Raw genomic sequence first — 17,072 nt, forward strand, 5'->3', positions numbered from 1 at the left:
AAACATGATCTCGACGCAGGAACGGCCGAGTCGATCCAACCGCCTTGGGGCTGCCGACCGCTGCACCGATGGGCAAAAAAACGGCTACCGTCCGAAATCGGACGGTAGCCGGGATTACAATGGCACTGGTTCGAACTCAGCGCCGCATGCGTTGGCGATTCCGATGCTCGCTAAGCGAAATTCTTAGCAACGAAATCCCAGTTGACCAGGTTCCAGAACGCCTCAACGTATTTCGGGCGAGCATTGCGGTAGTCGATATAGTAAGCATGCTCCCAAACGTCACAAGTCAGCAGAGGCGTTTGGCCGCTCGTTAACGGATTGCCCGCATTACTAGTGCTGACGATCGCCAGACTGCCATCCGCATTTTTCACCAGCCAAGCCCAACCCGAACCGAAGGTGCCGACAGCGCATTTGGTGAATTCTTCTTTAAACTTGTCGAACGAACCGAACGCCTTATTGATCGCATCGCCCAAGGCACCTGTCGGTGCGCCGCCACCATTGGGTTTTAGGCAATTCCAATAGAACGTGTGATTCCAGACTTGAGCCGCATTGTTGAAGATACCGCCCGATGATTTTCTGATGATGTCCTCGAGAGACAAGTTCTCGAATTCGGTCCCGCCGATCAGGTTGTTGAGGTTGGTAACATAGGCCTGATGATGCTTACCGTAATGGTATTCGAGCGTTTCCGCAGAGATATGCGGCTCCAACGCATTCTTGGCATAAGGTAACGGGGGAAGTTCGTGAGTCATCAGATTCTCCTTTTTGCTATTGATCAAATCAGCACACCCACATAGCGGGCGATATTCCAACCTAAATAGTAGGGAATACAGTGTAACATCTGAAAGGCAGCTCAAAAAGCGTATGCGACATCGATCCATTCGCCCACTTTCTCTTAGACAAAAAAAAGAGCCTCCTTTGAAGCTCTTTTTCGAAGCGCCTGGATTACAGGTCGATTTCGGATCATTGCTGTTTTTGCCTCTCGCCAGATAGTTTGACCACTTTCTTCCAAGCTCAAATCTTGTGGTTTCCGGTCCACTGCTGGACTTGCGCTTTCCAGCTTCCGTCCGCCTGGCGTTTCAGCACGCTGTAAAGCACCCCGTCATAGCGATATTTCATCACTTGCGGAGGGCTCTGCAGCGTCTTGATGTCGGACAGCTTGGTCGTTGCAACGATGGTATCCTCCTTCTCACTGCGCACGTCGACAACGTCCATGGCATACACGCCTTTCTGGATCAGCGTTTGCCAGAACGCACGAATTTCGCCGATGCTCTTGGACACCGAACCGTTGGGCTGCACCAATATCGCGTTATCCGTGTACAGCGACAGAATCTCGTCGACTTTGCCTTGAGCGAAAGCCGCATTCCACTTTGCAATACTGGATTCCGCGATTTGTCTAACGTCCTCGGCCGCTTGAGACACTCCTGTCCCCATTGCGGTTAATAAAACGACTATCAGACCTAAGCTACGTTTCATCTGACCGCCCTCCTAAGGCTAGAACTTTGCCCAGGGCTATAGACTATAGAGAAAGGAAATTGGTTTACAATATTCAATAACCGTTATGAATTGTTTCCATAATTAAAACTATCGATTCGGATCATCATGGATAAATTGACTAGCATGTTGGTATTCACCAAGGTCGCGAAAGCAGGCAGTTTCGCTTCGGCTGCCAAGGAACTCGGGCTATCCAGGGCTATGGCGACCAAGCATGTCATGCAGCTGGAAAACGGACTTGGCATCAGGCTGCTGAACCGCACCACCCGGAACCTAAGCCTTACCGAGGTCGGCATGGTTTATTTGGAACGATGCCTGCAGATTCTTGATGAAATGGAAGAAATGGAACTCGCCGTCACCCGGCTGCAGACGGAACCGCGCGGAACCCTCAAGGTCAACGCGACGCCATTTTTCGGCGCGTACCATTTGGCTCCGGCAATAGCGGCTTACATGGAATCGTTTCCCGAGGTAAACGTCGAGCTAGTGCTGCAGGCGGGCTATATCGATTTGATCGAGGAAGGATTCGACCTCGCGATTCATCTCGACGAAATGCGCGATTCCAGTCTGATCGCCCGTAAGTTAGGCAGTTCTCAGCGTGTCGTTTGCGGCTCGCCTCAATACTTCGAAAAGCACGGAATACCCAAGACACCGGACGATCTCCGAAAGCACAACTGCTTGACTAGTTCCAGCATGCCGCCGCGCGATCAATGGCAGTTCAGCATACCCGGAGGCGAAACCACCGTAGTCAAAGTCAGCGGCAACATGGAAGCGAATGTCGCCGATGCCCTGCGCATGGCCGCGATCGCTGGGCTGGGTCTGGTATTGCTACCGACCTACATGGTCGGCCAAGATATCCGAAAGGGCAGACTGATGCCGGTGCTCACCGATTATGTTCCGGCGCCCTTAGAAATCCACGCGGTTTATCCACATCGCAAGCACCTGTCGGCCAAAGTGAGAACCTTCATCGATTTCCTGAGCGAGCGCTTTCATCCGAAACCCTACTGGGAGGACTGGGCAGATGCTCAGGATCAGGAATAGCCGATACGTTCACCGTGGTATTCGACGAAAAACGGCACCACCTTCTTCCAAGGTAACGATCGGCTATGGCTATTGAAATCGAACGTAAGTTCTTGGTAACGGACGATAGTTGGCGCGGTTCCATCAAAGACTCCGCCTATTATCGCCAGGGCTATCTCAACGACGAAATCCACTGCTCTATCCGGGTGAGGGTCTGCGGTGAGAGGGCTTGGCTAAACATCAAGAGCGCCACCATAGGCGCTGAGCGGCAGGAATTCGAATACGAGATACCCGTTGACGACGCCCATGCGATGCTAAGCACCCTAAGCCGTAAACCCCTGATCGAAAAGACCCGGTATTTCGTCGAAGCAGGGTCACATACCTGGGAAATCGATGTTTTCGAAGGCGATAATGCTGGACTGATCCTCGCGGAAATCGAACTGGAAAACCCCGACGAAGCGTTCGAAAAACCCAGCTGGTTGGGCGAAGAAGTAACGCATGACCCGCGTTACTACAACACAAGTCTGTCGAAGACTCCCTATAAGAGCTGGCAAGCTTGAATGCTGCATCGGCGGGATTACTCCGACCTTGTTCCGTTTTCAACGGAAACTCGATTTCCTAACCGCTTGAGTCGGCACCATGATGAGCTTTTTTTTCATCCTTTTGCTACTCGTCGCCTCGGTCATGGCGCTGACGTTCATCGGGAAAAAGCTACCCAAAACATATGTGGCCGCCAGTCGGATACGTCTCAGCGCTCCGCTGAAAACGGTTTGGGATATCATCAACGATTTCGACTCTTACCCTACATGGCGGCCTGGCTTAAGCCGGACCGAGCGCGGGCCCGACATCGATGGCCTGCCCAGTTGGTACGAAATCTGTTTCCGGCATAGCCGGGTGCATTTCCGCGTCGTCGAGCGCAAACCGCCTTCCCTGCTCATCACCAAAATCGTCGGCGACGATCTCCCTTTGAGCGGTACTTGGATTTACGAACTCGAGGAAGACGGTGACGGCACCCTATTGACCATTACCGAACGGGACAACATCCATAATCCGCTGCTTCGATTCTTCGACCGTTTCGTCCTCTGCTATTACGGTGCCATGGACGTCTATCTCATCGCCCTAGCGATAAAACTGGGCGACTCAGCCAGACCGCAACATCTCAGCCTCAAAATCGACGATTCGGACAAATCGGCCTGAGCCGATACGTAGCCATCTAACAACAAGCGCAGGAAACGGGATTTCGATCACGCCGGTTATCGCTACGGCGATCAGAGCGCGATTTTCGGTAAATACCGCTTGCGGGAAACAATCGTCAGCTCGGGCACACCGATCTAGCTCAGAACAAACACTACTCGCAATCAAAGGGCTTCGTTGGCTCGTTCCCCTTACACCTGTCGCGCTCGAGAAACGAAAAAACCGCCAAGAATAGGATTTCTATTCAACCAGCGGACGAGCATGTCGTCGCCTGTCGAAAAATAATCGAAATTTCGTTGACAGGACTTGGAAACCGAGCATAAAGTATTGACTCGATACTAAAAGCTCAGGTTGGGGATTCCCGTACGAAACCCGCCGCGTGCCGAGCAGTATCGAGACGGTCCTCGACGATTTGGGTTCCCAGAGGAGCTTTTTCGTATTCAAAACGCAGCAACCGCGATGCTCTTTTATACCCGTTATGGGCATTCGCGGCAACTCTGCTCCTTACAACCCCTGGCCATTAAAGGCCAGCTTTATAGCCGGATTAAGGTGAACAACATGAATGTCGAGCAAATAGAAAAAAAGAAAGATTATTTCTGGGTCTACGTGGGCCTCGCAACAGTTGCGCTGGTCGGCGTCATTGCCATGGTCAAGCTGAGCGAAAATGAAAAGTACGATCCGATTCGCCAGCAGATGGCGGAAGAGGCGGCTCAGATGAATATTCGGGTTTTGAATTGATCCCCGCCTCGTATCACGGGGCCAACAATAAGAGGTCATCTTTATGAAAACACGTACCCTACGTTCCCAGATGCTTTGTGTGGTTGCCGCCTTCTCCGTCTGTAGTACGGCGTTTGCGGCCGAATATATCGAGCGCAAGCTTATGGGAAATACCATTCCGTCGCAGAAATGCGCTACAAAAGATGAAGCCACTCAAAGAGCCACCGATCCCTACACGATCGACAAGTTCCAGAAACGGTTCTGTGAAACACAGGGTTACGGCTGGTATTTAAGTGAGGCAAACGAGCAAGGAAAGTTGGTTTGCGAGGAGTGCAGCGATGGAACCGGTAAGTACAAATGCCACGTCGAAGATATCGTAGTGACCTGCAAACGACTCAAGCCCGGGTCGGTAGGCTTGATTCCCGGAAAAGGTTAAAAAGCCGCTTGCGGCCTCCCGCTGAACGCAGCGCTCGACGCCAGAGTGCTATGCGGTTCAGCGGTCTCCGGCCCATCCCAAAGTATCCAGAATGTCCGCCGTTTACGGTTCGACCAATAGCGGCGAGCGCTTCAGCTTTCGAACAAGCGCGTAACTCGAATCGAATCCTCAAGCCCACACTTCAGATTTACCCCCCTTTTAATCCGTACACACAATAGCCGCCCCATCTCCCTCGCCAAGCGCCGCGTACACCCCGATTTTCCGGCGCAAGACGTACCACGAATCGTTGATATTCCTTTTTTCTCGCCCATATAACGCTCAAGAGCTGTATTTCGATTCTCTTTTGTCCTGAATTTGCCGAAAAAACCTCTCTGCGTCGAGCCAAAGTATTTCTGGACCTTCCTAGATAACTCGCCAAGCATCCTGGTGCACGGTCTAATGCACAGTGTTATTTTCCGATAGAATTACGCGCCCACGGCTTCATCAAATTTTCTCGACCTGCTGCCCATGAATATCGTGCTGCTCGGCATTGCCGCTTACATCCTGATCCAACTGCTGATTGGCATGCTGGTGTCTAGGCACATCTCGAGCGAGGACGACTATCTTCTGGCCGGCCGCCGGTTGGGACTGAAACTGGGCACCTTCACGGTCTTCGCCACTTGGTTCGGGGCCGAAACCTGCATCGGCGCGGCTGGGTCAATTTACCAGTCGGGACTTTCCGGTGGATCGGCCGACCCGTTTGGTTATGCCGTCTGCCTTCTTCTGATGGGACTTTTCTTCGCAGTGCCGCTATGGCGACGAAAACTCACGACCTTGGCCGACCTGTTCCGAATTCGCTACTCCCCTAATATCGAGCGGATGGCGGTGCTCATGCTCGCCCCGACCTCCGTCATGTGGGCCGCGGCGCAGATTCGCGCGTTCGGACAAGTGATCTCGGCTTCTTCTGAGTTTGACGTGGAGATCGCCATTACGATAGCGGCGGCAGTGGTCATCATTTATACCGTTTACGGCGGTTTATTCGCCGACGTCATCACCGACCTGATCCAAGGCATAGCGCTCATCGGCGGCCTTGCCGTTCTTTTATACGCCGTAGCGAAGACTAACGGCGGCTTGGCGGAAAGTTTCGGTGCGATCGAGCCATCTCGACTCAGACTATTCGGTAGCGCCGAGAAGCCAATGCTGGAAGTGATCGAAACCTGGGCAATACCAATCACCGGCTCCCTGTTCGCACAGGAATTGTGCGCACGCATTCTGGCAAGCCGGTCCCATCACGTCGCTAGGGCGAGCTGCCTCGCCGGGGGTGGATTATATCTTCTAGTCGGGGCGATTCCGGTCTTTATCGGATTGATCGGCGTTCACCTGCTCCCGGGACTCGAAAATCCGGAGCAGATATTGCCCAGGCTTGCACAAGAGCACCTCTCCACCTTCGCCTATGTCGTATTCGCCGGCGCCTTGATCTCTGCAATTCTATCGACGGTGGACAGCGCGCTTCTCGCCGCCTCGGCCCTGGTCTCACACAACCTCGTGATCCCTTTAGCGGGAAACGTGTCCGAAGCCGGGAAGGTCCGCATCGCCCGTGGCGGCGTGTTGATCTTCGGCATCGTGGCCTACGTCCTGGCACTTCATGCTGAGGGCGTGTACGCGCTCGTAGAAGAAGCTTCGGCCTTCGGCGGCGCCCCGATTTTCGTGGTCGTCCTAATCGGTCTGTTCACTCGCATCGGCCAAGCCAAGAGCGCTGCCGCGGCTCTTGTCGCCGGGATGGGCGCGTGGGTGTTCGGCAGTTACGTACTTGAGCTGACCACGCCCTACCTGGCATCTTTGGCGGCCAGCCTGATCGCTTACCTTTCCGTGGCGGCCTGGGAACATCGCACCTTGAATACCGCTGCCGAAGCCTCCATCTGATTCGACACGATGCTGGACCAACGCCCCCCCACTCGGTACAACCAATTCCTGAAAATCGCCACCTGGTTCGAGGGTACCCTCATCCTCGTCGCCTATGGGATAGGCTGGGCAGTTTCCATTAATCCTCTGGCACATCTCAACCTCACCCCCATCGGCTTTTTCTGGGGAATTGCCGGAACCTTGCCGCTCTATCTGTTGTTTGCCCTGTCTTATAACCTTCCGTGGAGCAGCATGCGTGCCGTCAGAAATTTTCTTGTTGAAAAACTGGGGCCTTTCTTAAGCCGCTACCGCTGGCACGAGCTGCTGTACCTCGGCTTTTTGGCAGGGATTTCAGAAGAAATCCTGTTCCGTGGCCTGCTTCAATCTTGGTTCGAACAAAACTGGGGATGGATTGGCGGCATCGTATTCAGCAACTTGGTGTTCGCTTTGGTCCATTGGGTCACGCCGCTTTACGCGCTGCTCGCTGGCCTCACCGGCGTTTATCTCGGCATCGCATTCGATTTCGGCGGAGAGCGCAATCTCGTCGTCCCGATTCTCATCCATGCCATCTACGACTTTCTGGCTTTCATCGCCGTAGCGCAAACCTATCGTCGGGAAAAAAGCCGGTCTTTCTGATCCGCTAGTTACGCGGCCCCCGATGGCGATCCGGCCTGCCAACCAATGGCTGAGAATTCCCGCGCTGCCGCGTCGCGGAAATGCGCTAACCCAGGCTTTCGTGTATCCCTGCCTCGCGGTACTTGAGGGACGTTCCCGAACGGTCGGACGAAACGGCCAGAATCTCGGCAACGATCGATAGCGCCACCTGATCCGGCGTCTCGGCGCCGATGTCAAGGCCCACTGGAGCGTAAAGGCGGCTCAATTGGGCGTCATCGAAGCTCAAGCCTTCTTGTGCTAGCTCATCGAGCATCTTCTGCGTGCGCTTGCGCGGGCCGAGTACGCCGATGTAAGGCACCGGCGAGCGCAACAAATGGGAGAGAATCGACCGGTCGTGATAGTAATGGTGATTCATCACAACCGCCGCCCGGACACCTTCGAGCAATACCTCGTCCGGCACGGCTTCTGCCCGGCACAGGCGTACGTCGTCCGCCATCGGAAAGCGCTCCCGTCTGGCATAAGCGGGACGACCGTCCACCACCGTGACCTGCCAGCCCAAACGTTTGGCTAGATCCGCTAGAGGAACCGAGTCGTGCCCTGCGCCGAAAATGATCAAAGACAGCGGCGGCTGGATCGACTCGATGAATACCTCGAGTTCGCCTGAATCGCTGACGTACGTTTTCAGTTCCGACCGTCCGTCGGCCATCGCGATACGAGCATCGTCGACAATGCGCTCGGCATGCGGGCTTAGCGCCAACTCGCCACCGATGGCGCCGTCCGCGCCGATCCAGAGACACTCGCCAAGCTCGTGGCGAAGTTCCCCCATACCGCCCACGGCCAGGGCCACCGCCATTGGTCGGCGCAAGGCGAGACTCTTGTCAACGGCCCGCAGATAAGCCGGCAACGCCCTTTCGGGTAGCGGCTCGACCAGAACGCGGATCACGCCGTTGCATCCCAGCGCTAGCCCGAATACCAGGTCCGCGTCGGAGGTATGATCGTAAGTGACTAGAGCTGGTCGACCGTCGGCGACGATTTCTTTAGAGCGGGCGCAGATATCCGCTTCTAGGCACCCGCCGCTGATGCCGCCGACCATCGAGTCATCATCCAGAATCAGAAGACGCGCGCCTGCACGCCGATAGGTAGAGCCTCTCGCCTCGACAACAGTCGCCAAGGCACGCGGCTGTTTCCCTTGCTTGAGGACAGATAGAATGTCCTGCAACTCCTTGGCTTGGGACATGGGCGTGTCCTTCAGGCCGTCTTGAAATCGTGCTTGGACAAAGGCAACGCGCGTATGCGTTGTCCCGTGGCCGCGAATAGCGCGTTGGCCACGGCCGGCGCCAGCGGCGGCACTCCCGGCTCGCCCACACCGGACGGTGGCTCCCGGCTCGGTACGATGTGCACCTCGACTGTCGGCATTTCGTCGATCCGCAAGATCGGATAGTCGGTGAAATTGCTCTGCTCCACTTCCCCCTTGTCCAGGGTGATTTCGCCGTAAAGCGCCGCAGAGAGCGCCCAAACGACGCCGCTTTCCATTTGCGCCGCGACAGTGTCCGGGTTGACCACCTGACCGCAGTCGATGGCGCACACCACCCGATGGACGCGAACCTGCCCGTCTTCCACCGAAACTTCGGCCACTTGGGCCACATAGCTCCCGAAGGAAGCATGTACGGCGATGCCGCGCCCGCGCCCTTTCGGGAGATCCGAACCCCAACCGGCTTTCTTTGCCGCCAGCTCGAGAACGCCGCGATGCCGGGGGTGTTTCGTCAGCAAGTCGTAGCGGAACCGATACGGGTCCTTTCCAGCTGCATGAGCAACTTCGTCGATGAAACTCTCGACCACGAACGCGGTATGCGAATGGCCTACCGACCGCCACCACAACACCGGAATATCGAGCCTCGGGCTGTGCAAATCGACACGAAGATTCGGAATCGCGTAGGGCAAATCGGCCGCCCCTTCAACTGACGCCACGTCGACCCCCTCGCGGACCATGTTCGCCTCGAACGGCGTGCCAACGGCGATGGACTGGCCGACGATGGTATGGGTCCAGGCGATCAGCCTGCCTTTCTCATCAAGTCCGGCGGTCAACCGGTCGTAGAAGGCCGGCCGATAATAGCCGCCTTTGATGTCGTCCTCGCGGGTCCAGACCACCTTGACCGGTTTCTTCACCGCTTTTGCGACGTGTACCGCCTCGCTGACGAAATCCGATTGCGGGTTCGCCCGCCTTCCGAAGCCACCGCCGAGAAAGGTCGTGTGAAGCTCGACCTGTTCCGGTTTGAGCCCAGCGATAGCCGCTGCCTGGTTACGATCGAACGTCTGGAATTGCGTCCCGGTCCAAATCTCGCAACGGTCCTCGCGGAGGTCCACCGTACAGTTCAAGGGCTCCATGGGCGCGTGGGCCAGATAAGGCACCTCGTACTCAGCGCTCAACGGTTTGCGGACCTTGGCGAGTGCACTGATCGCATTGCCCTTCTCTTTGGCAGGAATACCCGAGGTTTGGGCCCATCGGGCGAACTCTTCGCGCAATGTGGCGGAAGACAATTCAGCATTCGGTCCGCGATCCCATACGATCTCCAAGGCGTCACGGCCTTTCTTGGCTGACCAGAAATCTTTCGCCACCACAGCGATACCGGAAGGGACCTGAACCACATCGACCACGCCAGCAACCGCTTTGGATTTGGCGGCATCGAAGCTCTTGACCTTGGCACCAAATACCGGCGGTCGTGCGACCAGGGCGGTCAACAATCCCGGCAGCCGTACGTCGATTCCGAACTGGGCTGTCCCATTTGTTTTCGCCGGCGTATCGAGACGACGGGTGGGCTTGCCGATCAGCTTGAACGATTTGGGATCCTTGAGTTTGACCCGAGCTGGCATGGGCAACTGGGCCGCTTTGGCGCTCAAGGCACCATACGACAGACGCCGGTCGGTGGGCTTATGGATGACATACCCATTTTCTGCACGACAGGAGTCCGGCTTGACCTTCCAGGTCTCGGCGGCGGCCTGGATCAGAAGCTCACGCCCCGTCGCCCCGACCTTGCGCAGCTGTTCCCAGGAACTCGAAACGCTGGTGCTGCCGCCCGTGGCCTGTATGTTCCAGGCGGTATGGTTGTAGACCGGCGCGACCGGAGCGGATTCGACCCGGACCTTGCTCCAGTCGGCCTCGAGTTCGTCGGCTACCAGCATCGCGAGCGAGGTGTACACGCCCTGCCCCATCTCCGACTTGTTGATCAGGATCGTGACGGTTTCATCCGCGCCGATACGGATGAAGGCATTGGGCGGAAAAGTCTTGGCCGGTTCTTCCGCCGCCATGGCGAACTTCATGGTGCGCGGCAGATAAAAGGCAATGACCAGGCTGCCTCCGAGCACGGCGGAAGACTTGAGGAACTGCCGACGTCCGGGATTGTCGAGTTCGACCGTCATGGCTAAGCTCCTTTGGCCATATCCGCGGCAAGGTGTATCGCCTTGCGAATGCGTTGATAGGTTCCGCAGCGGCACAAGACGCCGGATATCGCGTTGTCGATATCGGCATCGCTGGGCTTTGGATTTTTCGCCAGCAGCGCGGCGGCGGCCATGATCTGGCCCGACTGGCAATAGCCGCACTGCGGAACGTCGACTTCGACCCAGGCTTTCTGCACCGGGTGATCGCCCTGCGCGGAGAGTCCCTCGATGGTCGTGATCCGTTTACCGACCACGCTGGAAACCGGGGTGATGCAGGCGCGGGTTTGTTCGCCGTTCACATGTACCGTGCAAGCGCCACATACGGCCACGCCGCAGCCGTACTTGGTGCCCGTAAGTCCCAGGTGATCCCGCAAAACCCAGAGCAATGGGGTATCTCCGGAAACATCCACTTGATGACTCTCGCCGTTGACGTTCAGCGCGATCATGTACTCCCTCCTATAATCCTGGAAACCGCAGTCGACCGCTTCGATGCACCAGAAAAGCTCGATGAACCCCAAAAAATCCTGCCTGGCAGCGAACTCACCTTTTGAGTGAAGCCGCACGCTCTCGCTTGCACGGCGGGCAGGCCGCCTGGCGGCGTTTTTAGGATAATAGAAACCGCACGGCATGTGCGGCTTGAAACGTTCATTCGGCAAAATGCCCGAGGCGTCCGACGATGTCAACCGACCCGAACGAGCCGAAAATCGGCCTGATACTGCTCGCCGCGGGCGGCTCCCGGCGGCTGGGCAGGCCCAAACAACTGCTGCGCTACCGCGGAGCAAGCCTCCTGCGCCGGACGGCGAAAGCGGCTCTGGCTTCGCGATGCTCGAAGATCGTTGTCGTTCTCGGCGCCCGCGCCGATAAATGCGCCCGAGAACTCGACGGGCTGCCTCTCATGACCGTCATCAATCCGAACTGGGAAGAAGGCTTGAGCCGTTCGATCCGGATGGGGATAGCGGCCTTGAACGCCGCCGAGCCGGAGCTGGACGCAGCACTCCTCACTCTGTGCGATCAGGCTTTGATCGAGGACCGCCACTTGAACCGCCTGGTCGAGGCTTTCTGCGCATCTCATCCGCCGATCGTCGCCTCTCGCTACGGCGGTGCCTTCGGCGCACCGGCACTGTTTCACCGTTCGCTTTTCGGCGATCTTGCCCGGCTCGCCGGCGATCAGGGCGCAAAGAAAATCATCCTCAGGCATCGTGAATCGACCGTATTCGTCGACTTGCCCGAAGCCGGCACCGATATCGATACCGATGAGGATTACGCAGGCTTGGCTGGTCTGCCCGAAAACAGCTGACCGTAGCCGATCTCTAAGTGCGCTCAGGATTTATCCGGCCCATAACGAATATCGACAATCACGCCCCGCATCGGTCCCGCGGGCGTACTGACGATGACTTCATCGTCAACGGCTTTTTTGAGCAAGGCTCGAGCCATCGGCGAATCCACGCTGATCCAACCTTTTTGAGGATCGAATTCGTCGGGGCCAACGATACGGTATGTGGACTCCTCGCCGTCGACGTTCTCTAGCGTCACCCAGGCACCGAAAAAAACCCGCCCCCGGTCCGACGGCAGCTGAGTAACCACTTTGAGTTCCGGTAGGCGTTTCTGCAGATAGCGGATGCGCCGGTCGATCTCTCTCAGTTCTTTTTTTCGGTAGATGTATTCCGCATTCTCCGACCGGTCACCTTCGGCCGCCGCGGCCGAAAGGTGTTTGGTCACATCTGCACGGCGCTCCCAAAGCCCCTTGAGTTCGGCTCTGAGCTTCTCTGCGCCTTCAGCGGTAATGTAGGGTGAAGATTTGGAGGATGGCGGCCGCCAGCGTGCCATATCGATATAGGATGACTTTCTTATTTTCGCGGAAGAAGTATATCAGGCGCTCTCGTAGACCAGCTGCCGGATGAGTTTTTCCTGGGACTCGACGCTCTCAGCCAGACGGAATTGTACCAGCGCACGCTGCAGGTTCTGCCCCGGGTATTCCACCTTGAAATAACGGTCGCCTTCCAGATGGTCAGTCAAAAAGCGCAGCCCTAGCTCTAGGGGTAACAGCCGGATCGCGTCATATAAATAGTAACGCTCGATGTCCGTCAGAAAAGCCCCGGCTTCGGCGAAATACGCCTGGAGTATGGCGCGGCAAATATCGAGATCGAACCTCACGTTCGCGGCACATTCAGCCGTTTCGCCCGACCGGTTGCAGCAGGAACGAAGGCAATCCCCGAGATCGTAATGAACCAGTCCCGGCTTCACCGTGTCGAGATCAATCAGGGCGGCGGCGCGTCCGCTATTCGCATCGAACAGCACATTATTGAGCTTGGGATCCCCGTGGATGACTCTGAGCGGCAGCTTGGCCCCTTCCAGAACGGCAAAAACAGGGCGGCGGGCATCGACGAAATTCAGGGCGAAACGAAGCTCCGCGGTTTCTGACACCTTAATGCCGTCGGCCACGGCACGATCGAAGCGGGCAAGGTGCTGGGGGGCGATGTGAAATCCGGGCAAGGTGTCGTGCAGCGAGCCGGGATCGAGATCGCTGGTTAGGGCATGAAACCGACCCAAGGCATAACCCACTTCTTCCGCTTGGGCGGCATCCCGCAAAACGCTGTGGCTCCGCGTCTCCGGAATGAAGCTCAGGGCACGCCAGAAATCACCTTCATCGTCGACCCAGAAGCCGGAGCCGGCGCTAGTGGGCCGAATGTCGGGAAGTCTCAGATCGCGGATGCGGTCGCTGCCGGCTTGGCGCTCCCTCACATGGTTCAACAAGACCCGAAGGTTCTCCATGATCAAGCGGGGCTCCGGGAAAACCCGGCGGTTGATGCGCTGGAGAACGAACCGCGCCCCGCCCGGCTGGGCGGTGGCAACCAGAAAGGTATCGTTGATTAACCCTTCGCCCAAAGGCTCGACGCTGAGATGGTTGTGCTCAGAAACGAACTCGCGGGCGATGCGGTCTGCGATTTCGTTCGAGTCCATGGTCGCTCACATATCTCCCTATCCCGCCGAAACAATCAGGGCACGGGCTTGCCCGAAACTAGTCCCAGACGTTCGCGGGTCTTCTCTTTCTGTTTCTCGCTCTTGCGGAGCAGCAGGTAAACCGCGCCGGCGCCGCCGTGCCATTTTTGGGCGCTGTGAAAAGCCATGATCTCGGGAAACATCGGCAGCCAGCGCGCCAGATAGCTCTTCAGCAAAGGCTTCTGCTCCCTGTTGCCGCGTCCCTTGCCGTGACTGATCAGGGCCGATCGCACGTCGTGGCGCACGCAGTCGCGGATGAATCGATACACTTCGTGGCGCGCCTGCTCTACCGTCATGCCGTGCAAATCCAACATGGCCTCGATCTCGTATCCCCCCTGGCAAAGCCTGCGAAAAACGCCATTTTGAATGCCGTCGCGCTTGAAGCTGATGGTCGCTTCGGGGTGAACGAATTCGACGAACGCGGTCGGAAGCTGGTTTTCGTCGAAGTCGGTACCGCGCTGGGCCGATTCGCGCCGGTAAAGCTGGCCGGGCGTAGGCGCCTCGCGATGGGTCAGAACAGCGCGGCCGGATTGATCGATAGGCCGGACATCGGCCATTTCTTGCTGAAATAATTTTAGGTCGTCGTCGGTCATATCTTTTACCTCGATCTGATGTCGAGTTCGTGCGACGGTTTGGCGATCGCTGTCATGATGGACGTTCGTTTCGATCCGAATTCGGCTGGTCTGCCGTAAGAAATCCATCGGCGGGCCGAGGCCGACGCAAAGCTTACGATCAGAGCATAACAAACTTTACCGATAGAGACGGAAAATTTCCCGATACTGCGGCGAAACCAAAAAGGAATGACGTCGATCGAAAGCATACCGATCCATGAACCATGGCCGCCTAAGGTTTCTCTCACGCTGCGCCATGACCGGTCTCGGCCTGCTCACCTCGGGCGAACGGTTTCAACCGGCCCACGAGAAAGAGGTTTCCCCCATGGAACAGACTCCCCATAGAATCAAGCTATTTTTGTGTGGCGATGTCATGACCGGCCGGGGAATAGACCAGGTCCTGTCGCAGCCTAGCGATCCCCGGATCTACGAGCCCTATGTCCGAAACGCGAAGATTTACGTCAAACTGGCGGAACGGCTCAACGGCCCCATCCCGCAGCCCGTCGATGATTCCTATATCTGGGGCGAAGCCCTCGCCGAACTCGATCGTGCCCGGCCCGATGTCCGCGTGATCAACCTTGAAACGGCGGTCACCGCCAGCGACGATTACTGGCAGGACAAAGGCATCCATTACCGGATGCATCCCGCCAACATCCCCTGCATCACGGCCGCCCGTATCGATTGTTGCGTACTGGCCAACAACCATGTGCTCGACTGGGGGTATCAAGGACTGGCCGATACCCTGGAAACCTTGAAGCAAGCCTCGCTGAAACCGACGGGTGCCGGCCGAAACAGCCGCGAAGCGGAAACACCGGCGGTTATGGACCTGGCCGGCAAAGGGCGAGTCCTGGTTTTCGGCTTCGGCTGCGATTCCAGCGGAATCCCGCTCGAATGGGCGGCATCGGACGACAAACCCGGCGTGAATCGTCTGCCCGATCTTTCCTCCGAAACGGCGCAGCGCCTTGCCGATCGGATAAACCGCATCAAACAGGACCGGGACATCGTCGTGGCGTCCATACACTGGGGCAGCAACTGGGGTTACGCGATTCCCGACGAGCAGCGGCGCTTCGCGCATGCCTTGATCGACGAAGCCGGCGTCGACGTGATCCACGGCCATTCGTCCCACCACCCCAAGGCTGTGGAGGTTTACCGAGACAAGCTCATCCTTTACGGCTGCGGCGATTTTCTCAACGATTACGAAGGTATAGAGGGTTACGAATCGTTCCGGGGCGATTTGGCGATCATGTATTTCCCGGCCGTAAATCCCGCCGACGGGAAGCTGTCGAGCCTGGAAATGGTCCCGTTACAGATGAGGCAGTTCCGCTTGAATTGGCCTTCCGCTAAAGACTTTCGCTGGATTCGGGACCGGCTAGACCGTGAAGCCGACAAGTTCAGCGGCGCGGTCGAGGCGCTCGACGAGCGGCGTTTGGTCCTGCGATGGCGGTAATCGGACGATTGGCTTCAGGCGCTCAAACACGATCGTCGGCGAAGGATTGCCGGCCTACAACCTGCGACCCTGAAGCAATCGCTGCCTCGTTGCTGGGTAAGCTGTGAATCGTCTCCCTATGCCGTTATCCGCAAAAACTTGCCCATCTTCGATCGGTGAAATTACCCGCTCCTCAGATTCGCACGCCGCCTTCGCGCGGGAGGAAAATCACGATCGAAACGCGCCGGTTCCTCGCCCTGCCCTCGGGCGTATCGTTGGTTTCCCGCGGCTGGGTATCGGCCAGGCCAACGGCGCGCAATCGCTCGGGTGAAACACCGTGAGCGATTAAATAGCGGGTGACCGTGCTGGCCCTGGCCGTCGACAACTCCCAATTGGACTGGAATTTCGCCGTCGCGATGGGAAGGTCGTCGGTATGTCCCTCGACCGCGACTGTCCCGCCTTGAGTGCCGAGCACACTGGCCAGACGGTCCAGCACGCTCGCCCCTTCCGGCTTCAACTCGGCGCTCGCCAGGTCGAACAGGATCGCGTCGTTGATCTCCAGGCGGACTTCCCCGCTGGCCGCCGAAATCTCGACGGTACCTTCGAGGTTCGCATCTGCGAACGCTTTATCGAACGATGTCATGACGTTGTCGGCTTCAGCTATCCAGGCGCTCTCCGGAACCGCCGGGACGGGCTGGCCGGATCGCTCGGCCGTACTCGACGTTTCTTCGGCCTCTTGATTTACGGCGGGCGGATCGATTGCGCGACCTTCGCCTTCGGACTCGCCGCGGGATGTCGCGGCCAGAGCCAGCGCAGACGCCGGATAAGCGGGCTGAATCTTGATCTCGGATGCGGCGACGGGGCGGCTATCCACGGCTTTCCGGACCGGCTGAGGCACCGAGGCCGGATCCGACGAAACCGCCTTTGACGCCTTGACAACCGCAGGAGAAACCGGAAGGGTTGCCCCGGCACTCCCAGGATGAGTATTCGCGAACGGAGCCGCAGTCTCGGCCGATTGCACGGCGTTCTCCGCACGGGCGGCCTGCTCGGCCGTCAGCGCTTTTTGATAGGCGAACAGCACGACGAAAAACGAAAAAAGCAGGGTCATCACGTCGAGATAGCTCAGCAGCCAGCCGCTCGTCGCCTCGTATGGACGTTCGGCCGCCGCCGCTCGCCAGGGATCGATCGCGGCGTCTTGTTGGGGATCGGGACGTCGGCGATAGGTCACCGCTGCTTGATTCGATGGCAT

18 protein-coding genes are annotated in these 17,072 nt (G+C 57.5%); 9 read left to right on the forward strand and 9 right to left on the reverse strand.

Annotated features, from left to right (window positions below; genetic code table 11):
- Window positions 1-170: 170 nt before the first annotated feature.
- Together sodB and QEN43_RS09400 are read right to left on the reverse strand one after the other, a co-directional pair.
- On the reverse strand, window positions 171-749 hold the full coding sequence (gene sodB / locus QEN43_RS09395; protein ID WP_026611706.1) for a superoxide dismutase [Fe]: 579 nt from the start codon (window positions 747-749) through the stop codon (window positions 171-173).
- A gap of 262 nt (window positions 750-1,011) precedes the next feature.
- Window positions 1,012-1,473, reverse strand: coding sequence for a YybH family protein (locus tag QEN43_RS09400; protein ID WP_026611705.1), 462 nt, complete (start codon window positions 1,471-1,473; stop codon window positions 1,012-1,014).
- Window positions 1,474-1,599: 126 nt separating this feature from the next.
- On the opposite strand from QEN43_RS09400, the gene QEN43_RS09405 reads away from it, so the two are divergent.
- From QEN43_RS09405 to QEN43_RS09435, 7 genes are all read left to right on the forward strand, one after another.
- Window positions 1,600-2,529 (forward strand): LysR family transcriptional regulator, encoded by a 930-nt coding sequence (locus QEN43_RS09405; RefSeq protein ID WP_317964018.1) that lies wholly within the window; start codon window positions 1,600-1,602, stop codon window positions 2,527-2,529.
- A gap of 65 nt (window positions 2,530-2,594) precedes the next feature.
- Window positions 2,595-3,068, forward strand: coding sequence for a CYTH domain-containing protein (locus QEN43_RS09410; protein ID WP_026611703.1), 474 nt, complete (start codon window positions 2,595-2,597; stop codon window positions 3,066-3,068).
- Between the two features lie 79 nt (window positions 3,069-3,147).
- Window positions 3,148-3,705 (forward strand): SRPBCC family protein, encoded by a 558-nt coding sequence (locus tag QEN43_RS09415; protein ID WP_026611702.1) that lies wholly within the window; start codon window positions 3,148-3,150, stop codon window positions 3,703-3,705.
- Between the two features lie 348 nt (window positions 3,706-4,053).
- On the forward strand, window positions 4,054-4,440 hold the full coding sequence (locus QEN43_RS09420; protein WP_317964019.1) for a hypothetical protein: 387 nt from the start codon (window positions 4,054-4,056) through the stop codon (window positions 4,438-4,440).
- Window positions 4,441-4,483: 43 nt separating this feature from the next.
- Window positions 4,484-4,855 (forward strand): hypothetical protein, encoded by a 372-nt coding sequence (locus QEN43_RS09425; RefSeq protein WP_317964020.1) that lies wholly within the window; start codon window positions 4,484-4,486, stop codon window positions 4,853-4,855.
- A 507-nt stretch (window positions 4,856-5,362) separates the two neighbouring features.
- A complete protein-coding gene (locus QEN43_RS09430; protein WP_036269226.1) occupies window positions 5,363-6,757 on the forward strand; it encodes a sodium:solute symporter family protein in 1,395 nt (464 codons plus the stop codon).
- 9 nt (window positions 6,758-6,766) lie between these two features.
- Complete coding sequence (locus QEN43_RS09435; RefSeq protein WP_317964021.1) at window positions 6,767-7,372, forward strand: CPBP family intramembrane glutamic endopeptidase; 606 nt, start codon at window positions 6,767-6,769, stop codon at window positions 7,370-7,372.
- An 85-nt stretch (window positions 7,373-7,457) separates the two neighbouring features.
- On the opposite strand, the gene QEN43_RS09440 is transcribed toward QEN43_RS09435, so the two are convergent.
- From QEN43_RS09440 to QEN43_RS09450, 3 genes are read right to left on the reverse strand one after another with little or no spacing between them, the layout of a single operon-like run.
- Complete coding sequence (locus tag QEN43_RS09440) at window positions 7,458-8,588, reverse strand: XdhC family protein (protein ID WP_084162326.1); 1,131 nt, start codon at window positions 8,586-8,588, stop codon at window positions 7,458-7,460.
- 11 nt (window positions 8,589-8,599) lie between these two features.
- Window positions 8,600-10,768, reverse strand: coding sequence for a xanthine dehydrogenase family protein molybdopterin-binding subunit (locus tag QEN43_RS09445; RefSeq protein ID WP_026611697.1), 2,169 nt, complete (start codon window positions 10,766-10,768; stop codon window positions 8,600-8,602).
- Between the two features lie 2 nt (window positions 10,769-10,770).
- Window positions 10,771-11,232 carry a (2Fe-2S)-binding protein gene (locus QEN43_RS09450; RefSeq protein WP_317964022.1) on the reverse strand — a complete coding sequence of 154 codons (462 nt, stop codon included), beginning with the start codon at window positions 11,230-11,232 and terminating at the stop codon, window positions 10,771-10,773.
- A gap of 230 nt (window positions 11,233-11,462) precedes the next feature.
- On the opposite strand from QEN43_RS09450, the gene QEN43_RS09455 reads away from it, so the two are divergent.
- Window positions 11,463-12,083: a nucleotidyltransferase family protein gene (locus QEN43_RS09455; protein WP_317964023.1), complete on the forward strand. Its 621-nt coding sequence runs from the start codon at window positions 11,463-11,465 to the stop codon at window positions 12,081-12,083.
- Between the two features lie 23 nt (window positions 12,084-12,106).
- Here the strand turns inward: QEN43_RS09455 and greB are convergent, their stop codons facing one another.
- The 3 genes from greB to smrA are packed head-to-tail and all read right to left on the reverse strand — an operon-like array spanning window position 12,107 to window position 14,379.
- Window positions 12,107-12,613 (reverse strand): transcription elongation factor GreB, encoded by a 507-nt coding sequence (greB, locus tag QEN43_RS09460; RefSeq protein WP_317964024.1) that lies wholly within the window; start codon window positions 12,611-12,613, stop codon window positions 12,107-12,109.
- Window positions 12,614-12,655: 42 nt separating this feature from the next.
- The gene (locus QEN43_RS09465; protein ID WP_317964025.1) at window positions 12,656-13,747 is read right to left on the reverse strand and encodes a phosphotransferase enzyme family protein; all 1,092 of its coding nucleotides are present in this window, start codon (window positions 13,745-13,747) and stop codon (window positions 12,656-12,658) included.
- A 35-nt stretch (window positions 13,748-13,782) separates the two neighbouring features.
- Window positions 13,783-14,379: a DNA endonuclease SmrA gene (smrA, locus tag QEN43_RS09470; protein ID WP_026611691.1), complete on the reverse strand. Its 597-nt coding sequence runs from the start codon at window positions 14,377-14,379 to the stop codon at window positions 13,783-13,785.
- A 235-nt stretch (window positions 14,380-14,614) separates the two neighbouring features.
- Here smrA and QEN43_RS09475 point away from each other — a divergent pair, with 235 nt between their 5' ends.
- Entirely contained in the window at window positions 14,615-15,844 is a 1,230-nt protein-coding gene (locus QEN43_RS09475) for a CapA family protein (protein ID WP_317964026.1), read from the forward strand.
- Window positions 15,845-16,016: 172 nt separating this feature from the next.
- Here the strand turns inward: QEN43_RS09475 and QEN43_RS09480 are convergent, their stop codons facing one another.
- Window positions 16,017-17,072, reverse strand: coding sequence for an OmpA family protein (locus QEN43_RS09480; RefSeq protein ID WP_317964027.1), 1,056 nt, complete (start codon window positions 17,070-17,072; stop codon window positions 16,017-16,019).

It is taken from the genome of Methylocaldum szegediense, assembly GCF_949769195.1.
Taxonomy (GTDB): Bacteria; Pseudomonadota; Gammaproteobacteria; order Methylococcales; family Methylococcaceae; genus Methylocaldum; species Methylocaldum szegediense.